Source organism: Cognatundibacterium jejuense (genome assembly GCF_014284255.1).
Lineage (GTDB): Bacteria > Pseudomonadota > Gammaproteobacteria > Burkholderiales > Burkholderiaceae_D > Undibacterium > Undibacterium jejuense.
The window spans coordinates 1-17,632 of record NZ_JACOFV010000024.1; the positions used below are offsets into that span (position 1 = coordinate 1).

The following is a 17,632-nucleotide window of genomic DNA, read 5'->3' on the forward strand; positions in this document are numbered from 1 at the left end:
CAAATTGCAACCCCTCTCTGTGAAAACAGCGAGGGGTTTTGCTTTTGTGATTCAGAAATTCTTCTACAATCACCAAGGTTATCAAATCCCATTCTCCGTTCACCGTTCTCAGTTCTTCGCCCCACAACGACTCGCTCTAAGCTCTGCAATGTAGGACAACTGCAGCCCGCTGATCTAAATATCCAACACCCTGAGAGCTACCCCACAGCGTACTCTCGTCAACACAAGTTTTCGGTGTGAATGATCCTTTCAATATTTTTCATTTCGTTCTGTTTTTTTTTAAACCATAAATAGTTACCTGTATCAAATTTGAAACAAGTTCATTGTTTTTTTTAAACAAAAAACGCAAGAGTTTTATTGTTCATAGGGTAATATAAATATCATTAAGTAACGTAATGTATATTTATATGATTCAAAGAACTCAACAAAGTGGTTTTTCGTTAATTGAAGTGCTCATTGCTTTCGTTATCTTATCGATCACATCGCTATGCGCAGTTGGATTGCAACTCGAAACCTTAAGAGCATCGCAGCAAGCAGGGTTTAATACTTCAGCTGTTGCGTTGGCTAACGAATTAGCGGAAAAGATCCGCTCAAACGACGCTCAAATGAAACTCTCTGATGGTGCAAATTTATTTAGTAACATCAGCTACGATTCACGTAAAGACGGTGCGTTAGCGAGACCGACTATGTGCTACGCAACTTCAGCAAATTGCACTCCGGTTGAACTTGCAAAAGCAGATATCTACGAATGGCTGTCAAGCTTGAAACGCGAGTTGCCTGCGGCGCGCGCTGTGGTTTGCAGAGATGCATCACCCTTTGATGGCTCAAAGGGCGCACTGACCTGGTCTTGCACTCCGGGCGGTCAGGCAGGTTTTGTCATTAAGATTGGTTGGCTTTCAAAAAAGCCGACGAGAGAGGTTTCTGACAGCGATGAAGCTGCATCGCCTCAAATTGCGATACCTGTTGAGCCCTACGCGAGGTAATAGTAACGATGTCAAGACTTTGTTGTTACGATTCTGAATCTCATCTCCAGCAAAACCGAGGATTCACCTTAGTGGAATTGATGGTGTCAGTCACTTTAAGCTTGTTATTGCTGCTTATTGCTTCGGGCTTGATTTTCTCGACCAAAAGCGTCTTTTTGACGAATGCTGACTACGCTGATACTCAGGAAACCGCGAGGTTCGCTTTGGATAATATTGGCCGTTCATTAAGACAGGCTGGATTTGTTAACCTTGATTTTAATAATGCGCCCCAGATTACACCATCGATAGCATCCGCAGACGTTGGCGGTCTGGATGCAAACAGTCTGAGTGCTGCTTCGTCAGATCTTTCGTCCCCTCTTGGTGTGTCGGTCAATTCAAGCGATGTCTTGGCGGTGCGTTTTTTTGGTTCTGGCACATCGTCTGGCGGAGATGGCTCTATTACTAATTGCGCTGGGTTTTCTGTTCCGGCACCATCCTCAGCAGAAACTGTCGACGAGGATCGGGGATGGAGCATTTACTACGTTTCCAACGATATAAATAAAGAGCCCGAGCTATTTTGTAAATATCAGTCAGTCAATTCTAAAGGTGGATCAATCAGTTGGAATGCGCAGGCTGTCGTTAAAGGTGTGGAGTCATTTCAAGTGCTATACGGTATCGATACAAATGAGCCCGCTAATGGTAGCGCCAGTAAATTTTTAAATGCCACTGCGATTAATGCGCTTGATGCGGGTTTAGTTCTGTCTGGAGCGACTGAAGCAGAGAAAAAGGCAGACTTGAACCGCAAGACCTTTTGGAAAAAAGTAACGGAGATCAAAATCGCGCTTCTGATTAGTGGTTCAGAAAGTGCCAGGGTCGATAGTGCAACGAACACCTATAACTTGTTTGGTGATGACTACGCATCCCTTTCAGCAAGTACTGACAAGGGCACGACGATCCGTGAAAAAGACCTGACTCCAGATCGTAGAAAACGACTGAGAAGAATTTACACAATGTCCGTAGTTTTGCGCAATCGCTGTGATGTAGATCCTGTGCGTGGTACTTGTCAGGCACCAAACTAATTTTCTGATTTGCTTTAAAAATTACTCAATGAAAGTCTTGATTCAAGAAAATTTGATTTCCCGCCCACGCGGCATTTCCCTCGTCGTCGCGCTTTTAATGACATTAGTAATTCTGATTCTAAGTATGTCACTGGCAAACCTTGCGCTTCAAAATGAAAAAGCATCGCGTACTGACAGGGATCGTCAAGTTGCTTTTATGGCGGCAGAAGCTGCATTGAAAGATGCTGAGATGGATATCGATTCGCAGGCAGTATTACCAGGAAGTCGAAGTTATTTATTTGATTCTGCCTCTCAGCTTTATTTTGAGACTGGATGTGCAAAGGGGAACGGCAATATTTATCAAGGTATGTGCTTGCCGTCACCTCCCGGACAGATCCCAGTCTGGTTAAGCATAGATTTAGCTGATGATAGTGATGATGCATCGTTGGTGAAATTGGGCCGCTTTACTGGACAAACTATGGCCATCGGCAAGGGGATATTTCCAGCGAAGTTGCCAAAGTATCTGATCGAGGTGGTGCAAGATGTCGAAGCGGGGCAGAGCGCAGACGAACGGACAAAATATATTTTTCGAATTACGGCAATTGGTTTTGGATCTGATTCCAAAACACAAGTCGTACTACAAACTTACTATCGAAAGGCGCCGAAGTCCGCATGAGTGATTTTATTCTCCAAGCCATCAATACAGTGAAGCAAAGTACGTTATGCGTTCTTCCATGGATTTTTTTTACACTCGGCATGTGTTCTTATTCCTTTGCGACACCTCCAACATTGGTATTATCTGATACGCCGCTGTATATCAGTAGTGGTCGTGTTCATCCTAATTTGCTATTGGATTTGTCAGTTGAATTTCCGACTGTTAAAGCGGCGTATGCTAATGCAAGTGACTACAATAAAGCGACCGAATATCTGGGATATTTCAATAGTAAAAAATGTTACTTAAGTGGCGGCGTTAAAAATTTTGTGTTGGCAAATAGCAGCGGTTTCAATACAGTCGATGCCAACGGTAATGCCACCCGATTTGCAAGTTGGTCTGATATGCAGAATGGCTATTTTTACGTGGTCAAGGATGCTGATACAAACCATGAGTGCGATGGGGCTTCCTTTAGTGGCAACTTTATGAATTGGGCTTCAGCCTCAGCCATAGACATGCTGCGGCTGTCGCTGACTGGTGGTGATCGAGTCGTCGATAACGTTTCCCAGACGATTTTGCAGCGCGCTTTTTTACCTTCCGGATTTTATAACTCTGGATATTTCCCCAAGAAAATAGTGAGTGCCACATCAACCATGAGTGCACCGGGCAAGGTGACCCCATATCAGGTGGCTAAACTCTACGTTCTTAACTGCGAGAATAAAATTATTTTTTCAGACGTTGACACTCAAAGTTCATGCGCAGCTACGCGTACCTATCCGAGTAATAATGCCTCTTCAGATATCAAACTTTATATGTCGTCTGACAGGGGGCTGGGAGAATTTTTAGTTCGTGTTCAGGTTTGCGATAGTTCCGAAAGTAATTCCAGAATTGACTTATGCATGCAGTACCCTGGCGGAAATTACAAGCCAGTTGGTCATATGCAGCGTTACCAAAATTCGGTGAGATATGGCGCATTCGGCTATTTGCTTGACAACGCAAACACACGCTATGGTGGCGTATTAAGAGCGCCTGTTAAGTATATCGGCAGCTTACAGTATCAGGCAAGCAGCGGCTTCTTAGCCGAACCAAATGACAGACCAGAATGGGATTCTGTAACAGGCATATTTGTCGTCAATCCAGAGAAAGACCTCAGTGGTAATAGCGGGGTCATTAATTACCTCAATAAATTTGGACGTAGCGGGAACTATAAAACCTATGACCCATTAAGCGAGTTGTATTATGAAAGCATCCGCTATCTGCAAGGAAACTCCCCTACACCAGAAAGTACCAATGGCATGACAATAGCCATGCGGGATAATTTTCAGGTGGTGACGAAATGGGTGGACCCGATTGTTGCCTCATGCCAGCGAAATTATATTGTCGCCATTGGTGATGCCAATACGCATCAGGATACATATATTCCGGGGACTGCATTGACTGGCGCAAATCGTTCTAAACGCGCTGTTGAGACTTCATCTAATGATGCTAGCGGTAACGCCAGATTACCTGCATTTGACGTTAAAGCGCAGACCGATGTGTTAGCAGCAATGGAGTCCAGTGCCATCTATGGCAACAGCAATCCATATCCGAATTTATCCAACATGTCCACGTCTTATACCGGGTCAGTGAATGGGACCTTTTATCTCGCCGGTATCGCCTATTGGGCGCATACCAATGATATTCGTTTTGATAAGCCTGTGAGGGTAAAAACCTTCACGCTCGATGTCGATGAAAGTGGCAATGGTTCTATCGATAACCCGGCGCGTGTCAATACTGGTCCGCGGGTATCTCAATTATATCTGGCTGCCAAATATGGTGGTTTTAATGATGTGAATGGAGATAAAAATCCGTTTAAGACATTCGCTAGTGATGGAAAGTCTGTCGTCAATAATAATTCCGAGTGGGCGAGTGGTAACAAGCTTGATCCCGACAATTTCTTTCTCGCAAGCGATCCAAAAAAAATGATGAAGGCGATCAATACGATTTTTCAGTCTGTCACGTCATCGGGTGGCACCCTGTCTGGTGTTGGTATTTCATCCTCCATGATGAGTGACAACCCTTACGTTTATGAGCCCGGTTTCTCGTCTAATAAATGGTCAGGGAGTTTATTGAAAAAGAGTGTAATTAACGCAAATCTGATCCCAGAGTGGGATGCTGGTCAAATTCTGACGGGTAACGTCGTGGAAAAAATTGCGCCATTTCCAGCACCTGAGGACAGACAGATATATACGGCAAGAATAAATACGGACGGTAGTTTAAAAATGACGCCATTTTTGTGGGCTGATGGTAGCAATTTTAGCGCCGCTGATCAGGAAAAGCTTAACACGGATCAAAGCAGCGGCGTCATTGATAATCTCGCTACAGAACGCATTAAGTATTTGCGCGGTGATCGTAGCCTGGAGTCGCATATAGATGGTAAGGGCATGCCAGCTGGGCGATTCAGAACAAGGGACAGTGTTTTAGGCGATATTATCAACAGTACACCTAGTTACTATGGCGCACCGGCAAAAAACGTTTCAGGTCCAGGTTACACAGCTTTTTATAATCGGAATGCTGCACGCAAAAAAGCCGTTTATGTCGGCGCCAATGATGGTTTTTTACATGCATTTGATGCGGATAATGGCAAAGAACTATTTGCCTACGCTCCGAATGCCTTGATACCACAATTGAGTAACTTAACGGATCCGTCCTACACTCATCAATCGTTTGTTGACGGAAAAATTGTCATCAAGGATGTGCAAATTAAGGAAAATTGGGCAACAGTCTTAATTTCCGGAATGGGAAATGGGGCAAAAGGTTTGTTCGCTTTAGATGTTACTCGTCCGGATCACTTTGCAGAGGGTTATGGTGCCTTATGGGAGTTTACTGATAAAACAGACCCAGACATGGGGAACCTCGTCTCCGCGCCTTTGATCGCTAAATTCCGGGTAGGTGGAACAGCAAGTAATCCGACCTACGGAAATTTTGCTGTTGTTTCTAGTGGCTACAATAATTACGGCCAAGACAAAGGAAGCGGGCAAGGTGCCATCTTTTTTCTATCTCTCGATAAAATGCCGGATGAGCCTTGGGTGCTTAATTCAAATTATTTTAAATTGATGACGCCAGTGAAGGACGCAACTCAAGCAAACGGACTCGGTGCGCCCAATGTCACTTATGGCGGCGATGGCGCTGTCAATAATCTGTATGTCGGTGATTTGCAAGGAAATTTGTGGAGGTTTTCGTTTATTACCAGTGGCTTTGGAAATATTCCCAAAACGCCGACCCTATTATTTTCAGCTAAGTCTGCGAATGGTAAAGCACAAGCTATTACGGTCCAACCCCAAATTGTCTTTGCACCTGGCGGTGGTTATTTAGTGCTATTCGGCACCGGCAAATATCTGGAGGCAAATGATATTGTTGTCAGCAATTTTGTACAAAATTCGTATTACGCCATTTTTGATACGACCTATAACGCTGATGTTGTGACGGGACGTAGTCAATTGGTGCAACGTGTAATGATAGCAACCGCGAATGGCTATGCTATTGCTGGAAAAAATTTTTCTTACGGAACAAAGTCGGGAAGCAACAAAGGCTGGTATGTGGATTTCGTGAATTCCCAGCTTACTGGTGAACGTATTCATCACGATTTGCCAGGTACGGTTGTCGGTAATTACTATGGATTTAATAGTATGACTTTGACTGGCAACCCTTGCTCACCTGGAAGTGGTCGTAGATATTTGGTGGATGTTTTAACTGGATTGAGCTTGGGAGAAACTGGGTTGATATCCGGGATAGGTTTGCACAGTGCGCCAGTGACAGTGCATGTGAATACCACCGTGAGCGATAGAAACGCAACTGGAAGCCGGCGTGTGACAAGTACTTTTGTACAAAAAAATTACGGTCCCAACGGAAATGAAACCCTAGCCTTGCCAGATGTCATTACTCGCGCGGGGAGACTCAGTTGGCGTGAACTGCAGAATTACCAGGAACTTCGCAAAGACGCACTGTCTAGAAAAACACAATAAAAAGCTCGATAAATGCTGTATGAAAACAGTCAAGATCATAGTGAAGATTGGAAAACGAAAAGTTAAGGAAAACGTATGAAAACAGATAGGAGCAAAGGGTTTAATCTCATTGAATTAGTTATTGCACTTGCGATAGTCGCTGTATTGAGCACCGTCGCGTACGCATCGTATAGTTCTGGCGTGACAAAGGCAAAACGCGCAGAGGCAAAAAGTGCTTTGCTCAAAATGATGCAACAAGAAGAGAAATTTTTCACGCAAAACAATCGTTATATTGTTTTTGGAAAATCATCAAATGATCCCGATGCAGTAAATTTTTTATGGTATTCCAGTGATGTCGCTGGCAAAAGTAGTTATGAATTAGAAGCTACTGCTTGTAAGGACGGCGATATAAAAAGCTGCGTTCTCATTACAGCAGTGCCCGGCTCTTCTAATGTTGATAATCGCTTTCAAGATTTAGTATGCGGTAATTTTACGCTCAATAGTAACGGCGTCAAAGGATACACGGGATCTGGTAGTAAAGAACAATGCTGGTAATATGAAGAAATATTTATCTAGCAGTCTTCGTATCGCTGGCGTGACTTTAATTGAACTCCTGGTAACCATCAGTGTGATTGGCATTTTGTTGACCTTAGCCGTTCCTAATTTTAGTACATTGATAGAACGGCAAAAACTAATGACGACAGCTACAGAGTTTTATGCCGCGGTCAATTTAACGCGCTCTGAAGCGATCAAACGTGGTTCCCAGGTCAGTGTTGCGGCGAATGATGGCGTCAGTTGGAAATCTGGTTGGACAATTTTTATTGACAGCAATATCAACGGCCATGCTGATCCGGGTGAGACCATTATATTTTCACACGAAGCATTAAACGAAAAATTTAAAGTAAGCCATAACTTTACCGATGCAGCACAACCTTACATTTCGTATGCCGGTAATGGGCGTTGTCGTACGAATGCTAACAGCCAGCAACCACAAGCGGGTACCGTTTCTTTTTCTTTGGGCGATAGTACTAAGCGTGTGAAAGTAAATTTTTTAGGCAGAGTAAAAATTTGCAACCCTGAACGCGAGCTAGGTTGTGGCGATACGCAAACAGGCAATTGATGTCTGAGTTTTAAAGGGTCAACATCCCAGCGTCGCTATATCACCATATCATTACATTAGTTAAATCAGAAAGATCAGATTCATCAGATTCATAAAAAATCTTTTCTGGGTCTAATTCCTAAGACATGCCTTCCGCTTCATTGATGAATATTCGTTAATATATGTCACAATATGTGCTTTCCGCATTCGCGGTTTACGCTCAAGGTTGAATAGAGGTTTGAGCTTTTCTGCCTAGGTTTGTTGGCATGAAGTGGCTTAGCTTAAAACTTCAAACGATGCGCATTTCATTTTAGTTGGAACACATATGGCGCCAGTGATAAAACCAGGTTTGATTATTCTGCATGGCAATCAATTAGAGCTATTACAGGAAGCGGTATTTGATTGGATTAAGCGATACCCTTTGAACCCTCTCGAAAAAGACATCTTCCTGGTGCAATCGAATGGCGTCGCAGAATGGTTGAAAATAGCCTTGGCGGAAAATGCCGGCATCTGCGCTGCCAATCGAATTGAATTGCCGGGCCGTTTTTTGTGGATGGTGTATCGATCCATGTTGGGACGCAGTGAAATTCCATCGAGTTCATTTTTAGATAAATCACCATTAACCTGGCGCTTAATGCGCCTGATTCCAGAATTGCTCGGTGATACAGATTTTTTACCACTTAGCAACTTTTTAGCCAACGGTGATGCAGAGCGTCGATTGCAATTGGCTGCACGTCTGGCAGATTTGATCGACTTATATCAAATGTATCGCACAGACTGGTTGATTGATTGGAGTCAAGGCAACAATCGACTCAATCGCGCTAGCAGTGATGCGCTTCCATTGAGCGATGATCAAGTTTGGCAAGCGAAACTGTGGCGCGCTATTTTGCAAGACATTCCCGAACATGAAAGGCAATTAGGTCGCGTTAATGTTCACCAGCGTTTTATCGACGCTATTCATAGCGGTAAAAAACCACAGGCTGCTTTGCCCCGGCGCGTTATTTTGTTTGGGGTATCTGCGTTGCCACGCCAGACTTTAGAGGCACTATCAGCATTATCCGTTTATACGCAAGTGATTTTGGCGGTACCAAATCCTTGTCAATTTTATTGGGGCGACATCATTGATGGACGTGAATTACTGAAGTCGCAATTCAAACGCCAAAAAAATCGCAACGACATCGACTTATCCTCAGTACCTCTGGCGCAATTGCACATACACAGTAATCCATTACTAGCCAGTTGGGGTAAGTTAGGGCGTGACTTCATCCGTATGCTGGATGAATTTGACCAGGTAGAGCAAACCAGATCGAATTTCTCCAGTCTTAAAATTGATCTTTTTTCGGAAGAAGCGAGTACGCATTTGTTAGGGCAAGTACAAAACGCGATTCGCGACCTATCGCCAATCGATGAAGTCGAACGAAAAAGCATTAGCGCCCAAGACCAATCGATAGAATTTCATGTGGCACACAGTGTCCAACGCGAAGTAGAGGTACTGCATGACAGACTTTTATCCATTCTCGCAAACGCTAATCCTGGTCAGCATGTAATTCAGCCCAAAGACATCGTCGTTATGGTTCCCGATATTGCCGTATTTTCAGCGCCGATCAGGGCTGTCTTTGCGCAATACAAACGTCACGATGCGCGTTATATTCCTTTTGAAATTGCGGATGCCTCTGACCGCAAAAATAATCCTTTATTGCTTGCGCTTGAATGGTTGCTGCGCTTGCCGCAACAGCGATGTTTGCAAAGTGAAATTTGTGATCTCCTTGATGTCCCAGCACTCTCCGCGTGTTTTGGTCTTACAGAGGGCGATCTGCCCAAACTCAAACATTGGATACAAGGCGCAGGAATACGTTGGGGTTTGAATCAAGCTCACCGCAGCGGTTTAGGCTTAAGTGCCGCCGGCGAGCAAAATTCATGGATATTCGGTATTCAAAGAATGTTGCTTGGCTATGCGGTAGGCGCGGCAGAAGACTACCAAGGGATTGAGCCTTATGCAGAAATTGGCGGCCTGGATGCTGATCTGGCTGGATCATTGGCTGAATTCGTCACGCGCCTGATCGCGTGGCGAGCACGGATGCTCTCTTCAATGTTACCTAACGAATGGAGCGTTGTAGGGCGCGAATTTTTAGAAGCTTTTTTTGTTGCAGCGTCTGATAATGATCGCGTCGTCTTAATGCGCTTAAATGAGTCTTTAGCAACATGGGCAGATCTGTGTGAACAAGCCGATTTCTCAGAACCCGTTTCCCTCGCGGTGTTCCGTGAAGCATGGCTAGGTGGCTTAGATGAAGCGAGCTTGAATCAGCGCTTTATTTCTGGTGGCGTAACATTTTGTACTTTCATGCCGATGCGTTCTATGCCTTATAAAGTCGTGTGTTTGCTCGGTATGAACGAAGGTGATTTCCCGCGACGTGCTCAACAGGTGGATTTTGATTTGCTTGCTTTGCCGGGAATGGCTCGGCCTGGTGATCGTTCGCGCCGCGACGATGACCGGTATTTGATGCTCGAAGCCTTATTATCGGCACGAGATAAGCTCTATGTCAGTTGGGTAGGGCGCAACATTCGCGATAATTCTGAACAGCCACCATCCGTTCTGATTTCTCAATTACAAGACTATTTGCGTGCTGGTTGGGATATCGATCTCAACCAGCATACAACGGAATATCCGTTGCAACCATTCAGTGCCAAATACTTCTATCCTTCAGAGCAAAGACCTGTCACCTACGCCACCGAATGGGGCGCGGCGCATGGCTTGCGAGATATAGACAATAATAAAAAAAAGCGGGATAAAAATGATGCCGCTACGCAATCGGTGCAACCTGAAATGCCAATCACTGAAGAGCCAATTCATGTCTTTGAATTAGAACCAGAGTTCCGCTTAAAGCTCAGTGAATTGGCACGCTTTATCCGACAACCTGTTGCCTATTTTTTTCAAAAACGCCTTGGTGTGATTTTTAATGAAAACCATTTAGCGAGCGATGATGAAGAACCATTTGCGATTGACGGTTTGAGTGAATACTTATTTGCAGAGCGCCTGTTAAGTGCAGACGCGGAAAATCGTGACGGCATGAATGTTGAAGAACAATTGCGCCTCAAAGTCCAGGCCCTGGCGCGAGAAGGTAGCTTCCCCATTGGCTTGCCAGGGCGATATTTACAGGACAGGCTCGTCACTGAATTAACGCCTATCGTCGATGCTTATCAGGCACTACGTAATGACTATCCGATTGAAGCGGAGAAATTGCCACTGATGTTTGAACATCAAGGCATCATTTTGTCTGATTGGTTAGATCGCTTGCGGCACAATCATCAAGGCATCGACAAAGAGACGGTGTGCTTGTTGAAAACGCCAAGCAAAGTTCTCGACGCAAAAGGTATGATACGCCCGGACAAGTTAATCGACGCGTGGCTCAGACAATTAGCTGCCGCGCAAGCTGGCCTGACTGTCAGCGCCTATCTAGTCGCACGGGATGCTGTCATCGTTATGCCACCATTGTCTGCGGCAGAAGCGACAGCGAGCTTGTCATGTCTGATCGAATTATGGAAAAAAAGTCTGGATCATATTTATCCATGTACCTGCAAAACCTCCCTGGCATTGATTGCCGGAAAAGATCCGCGACCGGTTTATGACGGTGGTTTTAATCAGTCTGGTGAGGTTGATAATGCTTATCTCGCACGCGTTTGGTCAGATTTTTCTGCGCTCAATGCCACCCCTGAATGGGAGTCCAGTGCCCGCGCGCTATATGAACCTTTATGTACCTGGGTGAACCAATTGCAAATCCGGCCACTTGTACCAGAACAAAATGACTTCTCTGCGTCTGGAGTCGCGTTATGAGTCTTCACCTCCAACCTATTCGTTTCCCGCTCCATGGATCACGCCTGATCGAAGCCAGTGCAGGTACCGGCAAAACGTGGACGATTGCCGCTTTGTATTTGCGTCTGGTGCTAGGGCACGGTGACGAGAACGCATTTAAGCGCAGCTTACATCCGTCAGAGATTTTGGTCATGACGTTTACCCGCGCAGCGACCAGAGAGCTGACCGATCGCATTCGTCAGCGACTCTCTACGGCTGCCGTGTATTTTCGTGCTTCTGGCGGTGAGAAAATATTCGATGATGATCCATTTTTGAATCTGCTTTTGCAAGACTATCCTGATCTTGAACAACGTCAACAAGCCGCCTATAAACTTAGCATGGCGGCAGATGCGATGGATGAAGCGGCGATTTTTACCATCGATGCCTGGTGTCAAAGGATGTTGCGAGAGCATGCATTTGATAGTGGCTGTTTGTTTGATGAAGAGTTATTAAGTAACGAATCAGGCATCACAGAAAACGCCGTCCGTGATTATTGGCGACAGCAAGTGTATCCGCTCAATAGCCAGGCGTTGAATATCGTCACTCAATGCTGGCGTGACGTTTATGCTCTGCAAGATGTCTTGAGAAGTTTACTACCCCATGCGGCGATCATGGCGGACAGTTCTTCGGCGTCACTCGCAAATGTCATCGCTCAGGCGCAAGCTGCGCAAATTGAACAATTACATGAGATAAAAAAAGGCTGGTCAGAAATAGCAGACCAAATGCTCGCGTGGTTTGCCAGCGAACAAGAAAGAGCACCTAAACAATTTAGTGCAACAAAATTAAAGCCCGCGAATGTGCAAAAATGGTTGATTGCCCTCAAACAATGGGCGCTCGACCCTGCTTTGTTGTGGCCACACGATTTTGATAAAGCCTTTGAAAAATTTCAGCCAGACGCGCTGGTCGGTGCTTGCAATAAAGCTTATCAAGTCGTCGTTCCGGAGATCTTTGATCGCATTGCGCCGCTGCAAGAAGCATTAAGTCAAATCGAACCAATCGCCCATATTTTGTCCCGCCACGCTGTGAGCATGGTTGCCGCACGGATTGATGAATTAAAGTTGCAACAAAGTCAGTTTGGTTTTAAAGATATGCTGCAAAGGCTAAAAGCAGCATTGACCGGAAAAAATAGCGTCGCAATGCGAAATCGCATGATCATGCAATATCCGGTTGCTTTGATTGATGAATTCCAGGACACGTCGCCAGACCAATATGCGATCTTTGATGCGCTCTATCACGTGCAAGACAATGCTAGTGATCTGGGCTTATTTTTGATTGGCGATCCTAAACAATCGATTTATGGTTTTCGTGGAGCAGATATCCATAGCTATCTGGCCGCGCGTAAAGCGACGGAAGGGCGACATTATTTGCTGGGAATGAATTATCGCTCCACCACCAATTTGGTTGATGCAGTGAATCAGGTGTTCTTGTTTTCCGAAAACCAGTCCGGATATGCGGAACATCAACCCGGCGCGTTTCGCTTCCGTACTGAGTCTGAAAACCCTGTCCCATTTGAAGCTGTGCAAGCAAAAGGCTTGAAATCACACTTCATAGCATTCGATACCAAAACTAACTCGCCAGCACCCGCCACAGCACTGCAATTGTTCTATGCGGACAATGCAACTGCGACCAAAGACGACGCGCAACAATTTTTTGCAGGGCATTGTGCGCAATACATCGTTGAACAGCTCAATTCTGAACAGGCCGGTTTTCAGTCTGAAGATGGATTTGTTCGATTAAAGCCGGCTGACATTGCCATTCTGGTCAAAGACCGCAATGAGGCAAGCGCAATCCGTAAAGCCTTGCAAGAACGCAATGTCGCCAGTGTCTATTTGTCCGATAAAGATTCAGTTATCAAGAGCGATGAGGCGCGCGATGTCTTGCGTTGGTTGCAGGCATTTGCTGAACCGTTAGATAGCGAATTGGGGCGCGCAGCATTTGCGACCGAAACAGCGATGCTCAGCCTTGCTCAACTCGTAGAACTCAGCGCCGACGATATTGCGTGGGAATTGCGTCTGGAACAATTGAAAGACTGGCATCTGGTATGGCAACGGCAAGGTGTGTTAGCGGCGATACGACGCTTTATCCATGATCTGGCTTTACCAGAAAAATTATTGCAGCACGTCGGTGGCGAGCGGAGCTTAACCAATGTATTGCACCTGGCAGAACTACTCGAGAGCGCGACTGAGCAACTGGAGGGCGAACATGCGTTGATACGCTGGTTTGCCGAACAAATCGCTGATGACACTGATGGCAGTGATGAACACATTCTGCGGCTGGAAAGCGATGCCGATTTGGTCAAGGTTATTACGATTCATAAATCCAAAGGTTTGGAATATCCTTTGGTATTTTTACCATTCGCCAGTTCGGCTAAGGTCACGCAACGACGTAACCGCAGCTTTTTCAAATACCTTGATGATCAAGGTAATCAGGTCATTGATTTGAGTCTGAGTGACGAAGCATTACAAGCCGTCGATCGTGCGCGGATTGAAGAAGAATTACGGTTGTTTTATGTGGCGTTGACCCGCGCCTCGCATGGTTTGTGGCTGGGTGTCTCATCGCACCAAAAGAAATTGCACGAATCTGCCCTAGGCTATTTGATCAATGGTGGTCAACAACTAGAAATAGAGCAATTGCCAGCGGTCTTGCAGCATTGGCGAGCTCAATGCGATGCAATACACATGGACGTATTAACGGACGAGGCACCACGGTCACAACTCAAACAAAAACAACAAAACCAAACGCCGATAGAGTTTCCGATCTATCAGGCGCAATTTGATCGTGCCTGGTCCGTCACCAGTTTTTCTTCTATCGTTCGTAATCTGAGCCAGACGTTTTCAGTCGCACGACTAGAAGACAATAAGCTATTCGAAGATGATGAACCTGTCGTGGTACATCCATCACAAAATGCCGCCTGGCATCGTTTTCCAAGAGGGGCTGTGCCAGGACAGTTTTTACATGAGCAATTAGAGTGGATGGCAAACGAAGGATTTTGTATTGTCGCAGATGATAATTTCAGCGCGCGTTTAGCTAAACGCTGCTTACGTGCCGGTTGGGATAATCATCAGGAAGATACCCTAACGTGGTTGTCCAAAATCGCCAGTACAACACTCCTGCCACTTGGCGCGAGCTTGATGGAAATCGAACATTCGATTCCAGAGATGGAATTCTGGTTTCCATGTACGGCCGCATCAGGTCAGGCACTGGATGCAGTGTGCCAAAAATACTTCTTAAACGGCATCGCCCGTCAAAACCTGAGTGAGAAAAAATTACACGGCCTCTTGATGGGCTTCGCTGATCTGGTCTTTGAGTATGAGGGTAAATATTGGGTGCTTGATTACAAATCAAACTCGATAGGTTCAGACGACGCCGGATATCATCAATCTGCACTGGAATCTGCAATGGCAGCACATCGCTACGATGTGCAAGGCGCGATTTACATGCTGGCGCTGCATCGCTTATTGCGCTCACGCCTGGGCGATGAATATGATCCAGAAATATATTTGGGTGGCGCTGTGTTTTTCTTCTTACGAGGGATAGCGAATGAAACAACACATGGTTGTTATCATTTACCTGCCAGTACAAAGGTATTGAACGAGCTTGATGTTCTCATGAAAAATATAGAAAAGATTGCAGAAATAAGCGCAGAAACCAACGCTGAAACAAGTGCAGAAAAAGAAGCAGAAAAATCGGCTGTGCAAGCAAAGAACAGCGAATGGGAGCGCAAATGAAGACCACGGCAGATCTGTTGGCAGACTTGACTTTGCTGGTGGAACAATCTCACTTGCGTCGCTTAGCGCTGGCATTCGCCCGCTTTATGATTGATCGTGGTATGCGCGATCCGGTGCAGCTATTTGGTGCAGCGGTTCTGACAGAAATCGAGGCACGTGGCCACATATGTCTTGACCTCAATAGCTTTGCGCAAGATCCGTGTGCGGTCCTCGAATGGGAACCCAGCATCTGGAATAAACTGAGCACCGAATGTGATTTCCCCAAAAACAGTCAGGCATGGATGGCGGCCTTAAAGACAGGCGAGCATATTTATATCGCCGACCTTGATGCGCCTCCATGCAGCGCCGGGCAAACGAACGATTTGTTTTCCCCATCGTCCAATGAGGACCAACAACAGCCTATGGTTTTACAAGGACATCGCCTTTATCTGAGACGTTATTGGAAAGACGAAACTGTCGTCGCGCAAGCGATACGAACGCGGGCCAATAGCCGTATTGATGTTGCCGAAGACGATGTACGGCGTTGGCTTGATGTCTTGTTCGACGCGTCATCTACAGTTCAAAATACGTCAGTCAACACAGAAACAGATTGGCAAAAAGTTGCCTGCGCGATCGCCGTCAGAAGTCGTCTTTCTATCATTACGGGTGGTCCCGGTACCGGCAAAACATATACCGTCGCGCGGCTGATCGCACTGATGTTTGCGCTAAATGAAAGACCAGAACGTTTGCGTATAGCACTGGCAGCACCAACCGGCAAAGCAGCAGCACGCTTAAAACAATCGATAGATAATGCCTTGCAAGAGCTTGCCCGCAAGCTCGGCAATTCTTTACCTTTGCAAGAACTAACCTCGCGTATGGGCGCCGCCCGCACGTTACATAGCCTGCTGGGTGCCCGACCAGATACACGTCATTTCAGACATCATGCTGGCAACCCCTTGGATGTGGATATTCTGGTGGTCGATGAAGCCTCCATGATCCATTTAGAAATGATGGCGTCCTTGCTTGACGCCTTGCCACCGAACACCATTTTGGTATTATTGGGCGATAAAGATCAACTTGCCTCCGTCGAAGCAGGCGCAGTATTAGGCGATTTGTGCGGCGACGCAGAGGTTGGTGGATACTCCGATGCCAGCATTTCGTACATACAAAGAACTGCCGGACAAACTATTGCAAAACCATTTGCCGGCAATGCAGGTTCTATCGCACAGCAGACGGTGATGCTGCGTAAAAGCCGCCGTTTCAGTGGCCCCATAGGGATGTTGGCGAATGCGGTTAATGATGGTGACACCGACGCCGCCAATACGTGCCTCCGCACTAGCGAACCTATTTTGCATTGGATAGAACATGCAAAACCTACCCAGCTTATCCAATTGGCGATGGCGGGGCGTGCTGGCGCTGCTGGTGGCTATAAAGCCTATCTGGAATTGCTGAAGCAGCGTCCCGCACCAGTACCAGCACCAGCACCCGCGCTGTCGCCCAGTCAAACCCAGGATCAACACGCCGATGCAGAAAATAGATTTAAAGAATGGGTCATTACTGTTTTACGTGCTTTTGATACGTTCAGAATTTTGTGTGCCATCAAAGAAGGCGAGTGGGGTGTCAATGGTCTCAATGCAGAGATAGAGCAAAGCCTGCACGCACAAGGCCTCATCAAGCGCGATAGCGAATGGTATGTCGGACGCCCGGTCATGGTTACGCGCAACGACTACAACACTGGTGTGTTTAATGGTGATATTGGCCTGGCATTACCTGATACCGATCCCGGTAAGCCAATCCGCGTGTATTTTCTCGATGGCGACAAACTACGCAGCATTTTGGCATCCCGCTTAAGGTATGTAGAAACCGCCTACGCCATGACCGTACACAAATCCCAAGGCTCAGAATTTGCCCATACGGTGTTGGTATTGCCGCAAGACATGTCGCCGGTCTTGACCCGGGAGCTGGTGTACACCGGCATTACGCGCGCCAGAACTCACTTTTCCTTAGTCAGTCCAGTCAACCTGATCTGGCAGAAAGCGTTATCTGTCAAAACGCGCAGAGCGAGTGGCTTGATGGCTGCCCTGCATTCTGAATAGATTGCCTTGCCGAAATTGGGATAGGGGATGTTTATCAGAACTCACTTATGTAAGACAGCTATATCCCTAGTGATAGAAATGCCTTCGGTCTGTTCGGCTTTAGTCGGATTTGATTTATAAAATAAGCTACATTATGAACATAGTTCGCCCCGAAACACGAAGATACAAAACTTAATTCACATTACCATGCCAATAAAGCAACGAAACTGATTTTCAAGTGATTGT

Annotated in this window: 9 protein-coding genes; all 9 read left to right on the forward strand. The window is 46.0% G+C overall.

Features of this window, described 5'->3' with window-relative positions; all coding sequences use genetic code 11:
- Positions 1-407: 407 nt before the first annotated feature.
- The gene (gene pilV / locus H8K32_RS18845) at positions 408-983 is read left to right on the forward strand and encodes a type IV pilus modification protein PilV (protein WP_222613196.1); all 576 of its coding nucleotides are present in this window, start codon (positions 408-410) and stop codon (positions 981-983) included.
- Positions 984-991: 8 nt separating this feature from the next.
- Positions 992-2,041, forward strand: a complete 1,050-nt coding sequence (locus H8K32_RS18850) for a PilW family protein (protein WP_281388618.1) — start codon at positions 992-994, stop codon at positions 2,039-2,041.
- Positions 2,042-2,069: 28 nt separating this feature from the next.
- Positions 2,070-2,696 (forward strand): pilus assembly PilX family protein, encoded by a 627-nt coding sequence (locus H8K32_RS18855; RefSeq protein ID WP_186914111.1) that lies wholly within the window; start codon positions 2,070-2,072, stop codon positions 2,694-2,696.
- Positions 2,693-6,676: a pilus assembly protein gene (locus H8K32_RS18860; protein WP_186914112.1), complete on the forward strand. Its 3,984-nt coding sequence runs from the start codon at positions 2,693-2,695 to the stop codon at positions 6,674-6,676. The genes H8K32_RS18855 and H8K32_RS18860 overlap by 4 nt, the downstream gene beginning before the upstream one ends.
- Positions 6,677-6,751: 75 nt before the next feature.
- Positions 6,752-7,210, forward strand: coding sequence for a type IV pilin protein (locus H8K32_RS18865; protein ID WP_186914113.1), 459 nt, complete (start codon positions 6,752-6,754; stop codon positions 7,208-7,210).
- A 1-nt stretch (position 7,211) separates the two neighbouring features.
- The gene (locus H8K32_RS18870; RefSeq protein ID WP_186914114.1) at positions 7,212-7,775 is read left to right on the forward strand and encodes a GspH/FimT family pseudopilin; all 564 of its coding nucleotides are present in this window, start codon (positions 7,212-7,214) and stop codon (positions 7,773-7,775) included.
- A 304-nt stretch (positions 7,776-8,079) separates the two neighbouring features.
- Complete coding sequence (gene recC, locus H8K32_RS18875; RefSeq protein WP_186914115.1) at positions 8,080-11,586, forward strand: exodeoxyribonuclease V subunit gamma; 3,507 nt, start codon at positions 8,080-8,082, stop codon at positions 11,584-11,586.
- Positions 11,583-15,332, forward strand: a complete 3,750-nt coding sequence (recB, locus tag H8K32_RS18880) for an exodeoxyribonuclease V subunit beta (protein ID WP_186914116.1) — start codon at positions 11,583-11,585, stop codon at positions 15,330-15,332. Before recC ends, recB begins: the two co-directional genes overlap by 4 nt.
- Positions 15,329-17,407 (forward strand): exodeoxyribonuclease V subunit alpha, encoded by a 2,079-nt coding sequence (gene recD / locus H8K32_RS18885; RefSeq protein WP_246447501.1) that lies wholly within the window; start codon positions 15,329-15,331, stop codon positions 17,405-17,407. The genes recB and recD overlap by 4 nt, the downstream gene beginning before the upstream one ends.
- Positions 17,408-17,632: the final 225 nt, after the last annotated feature.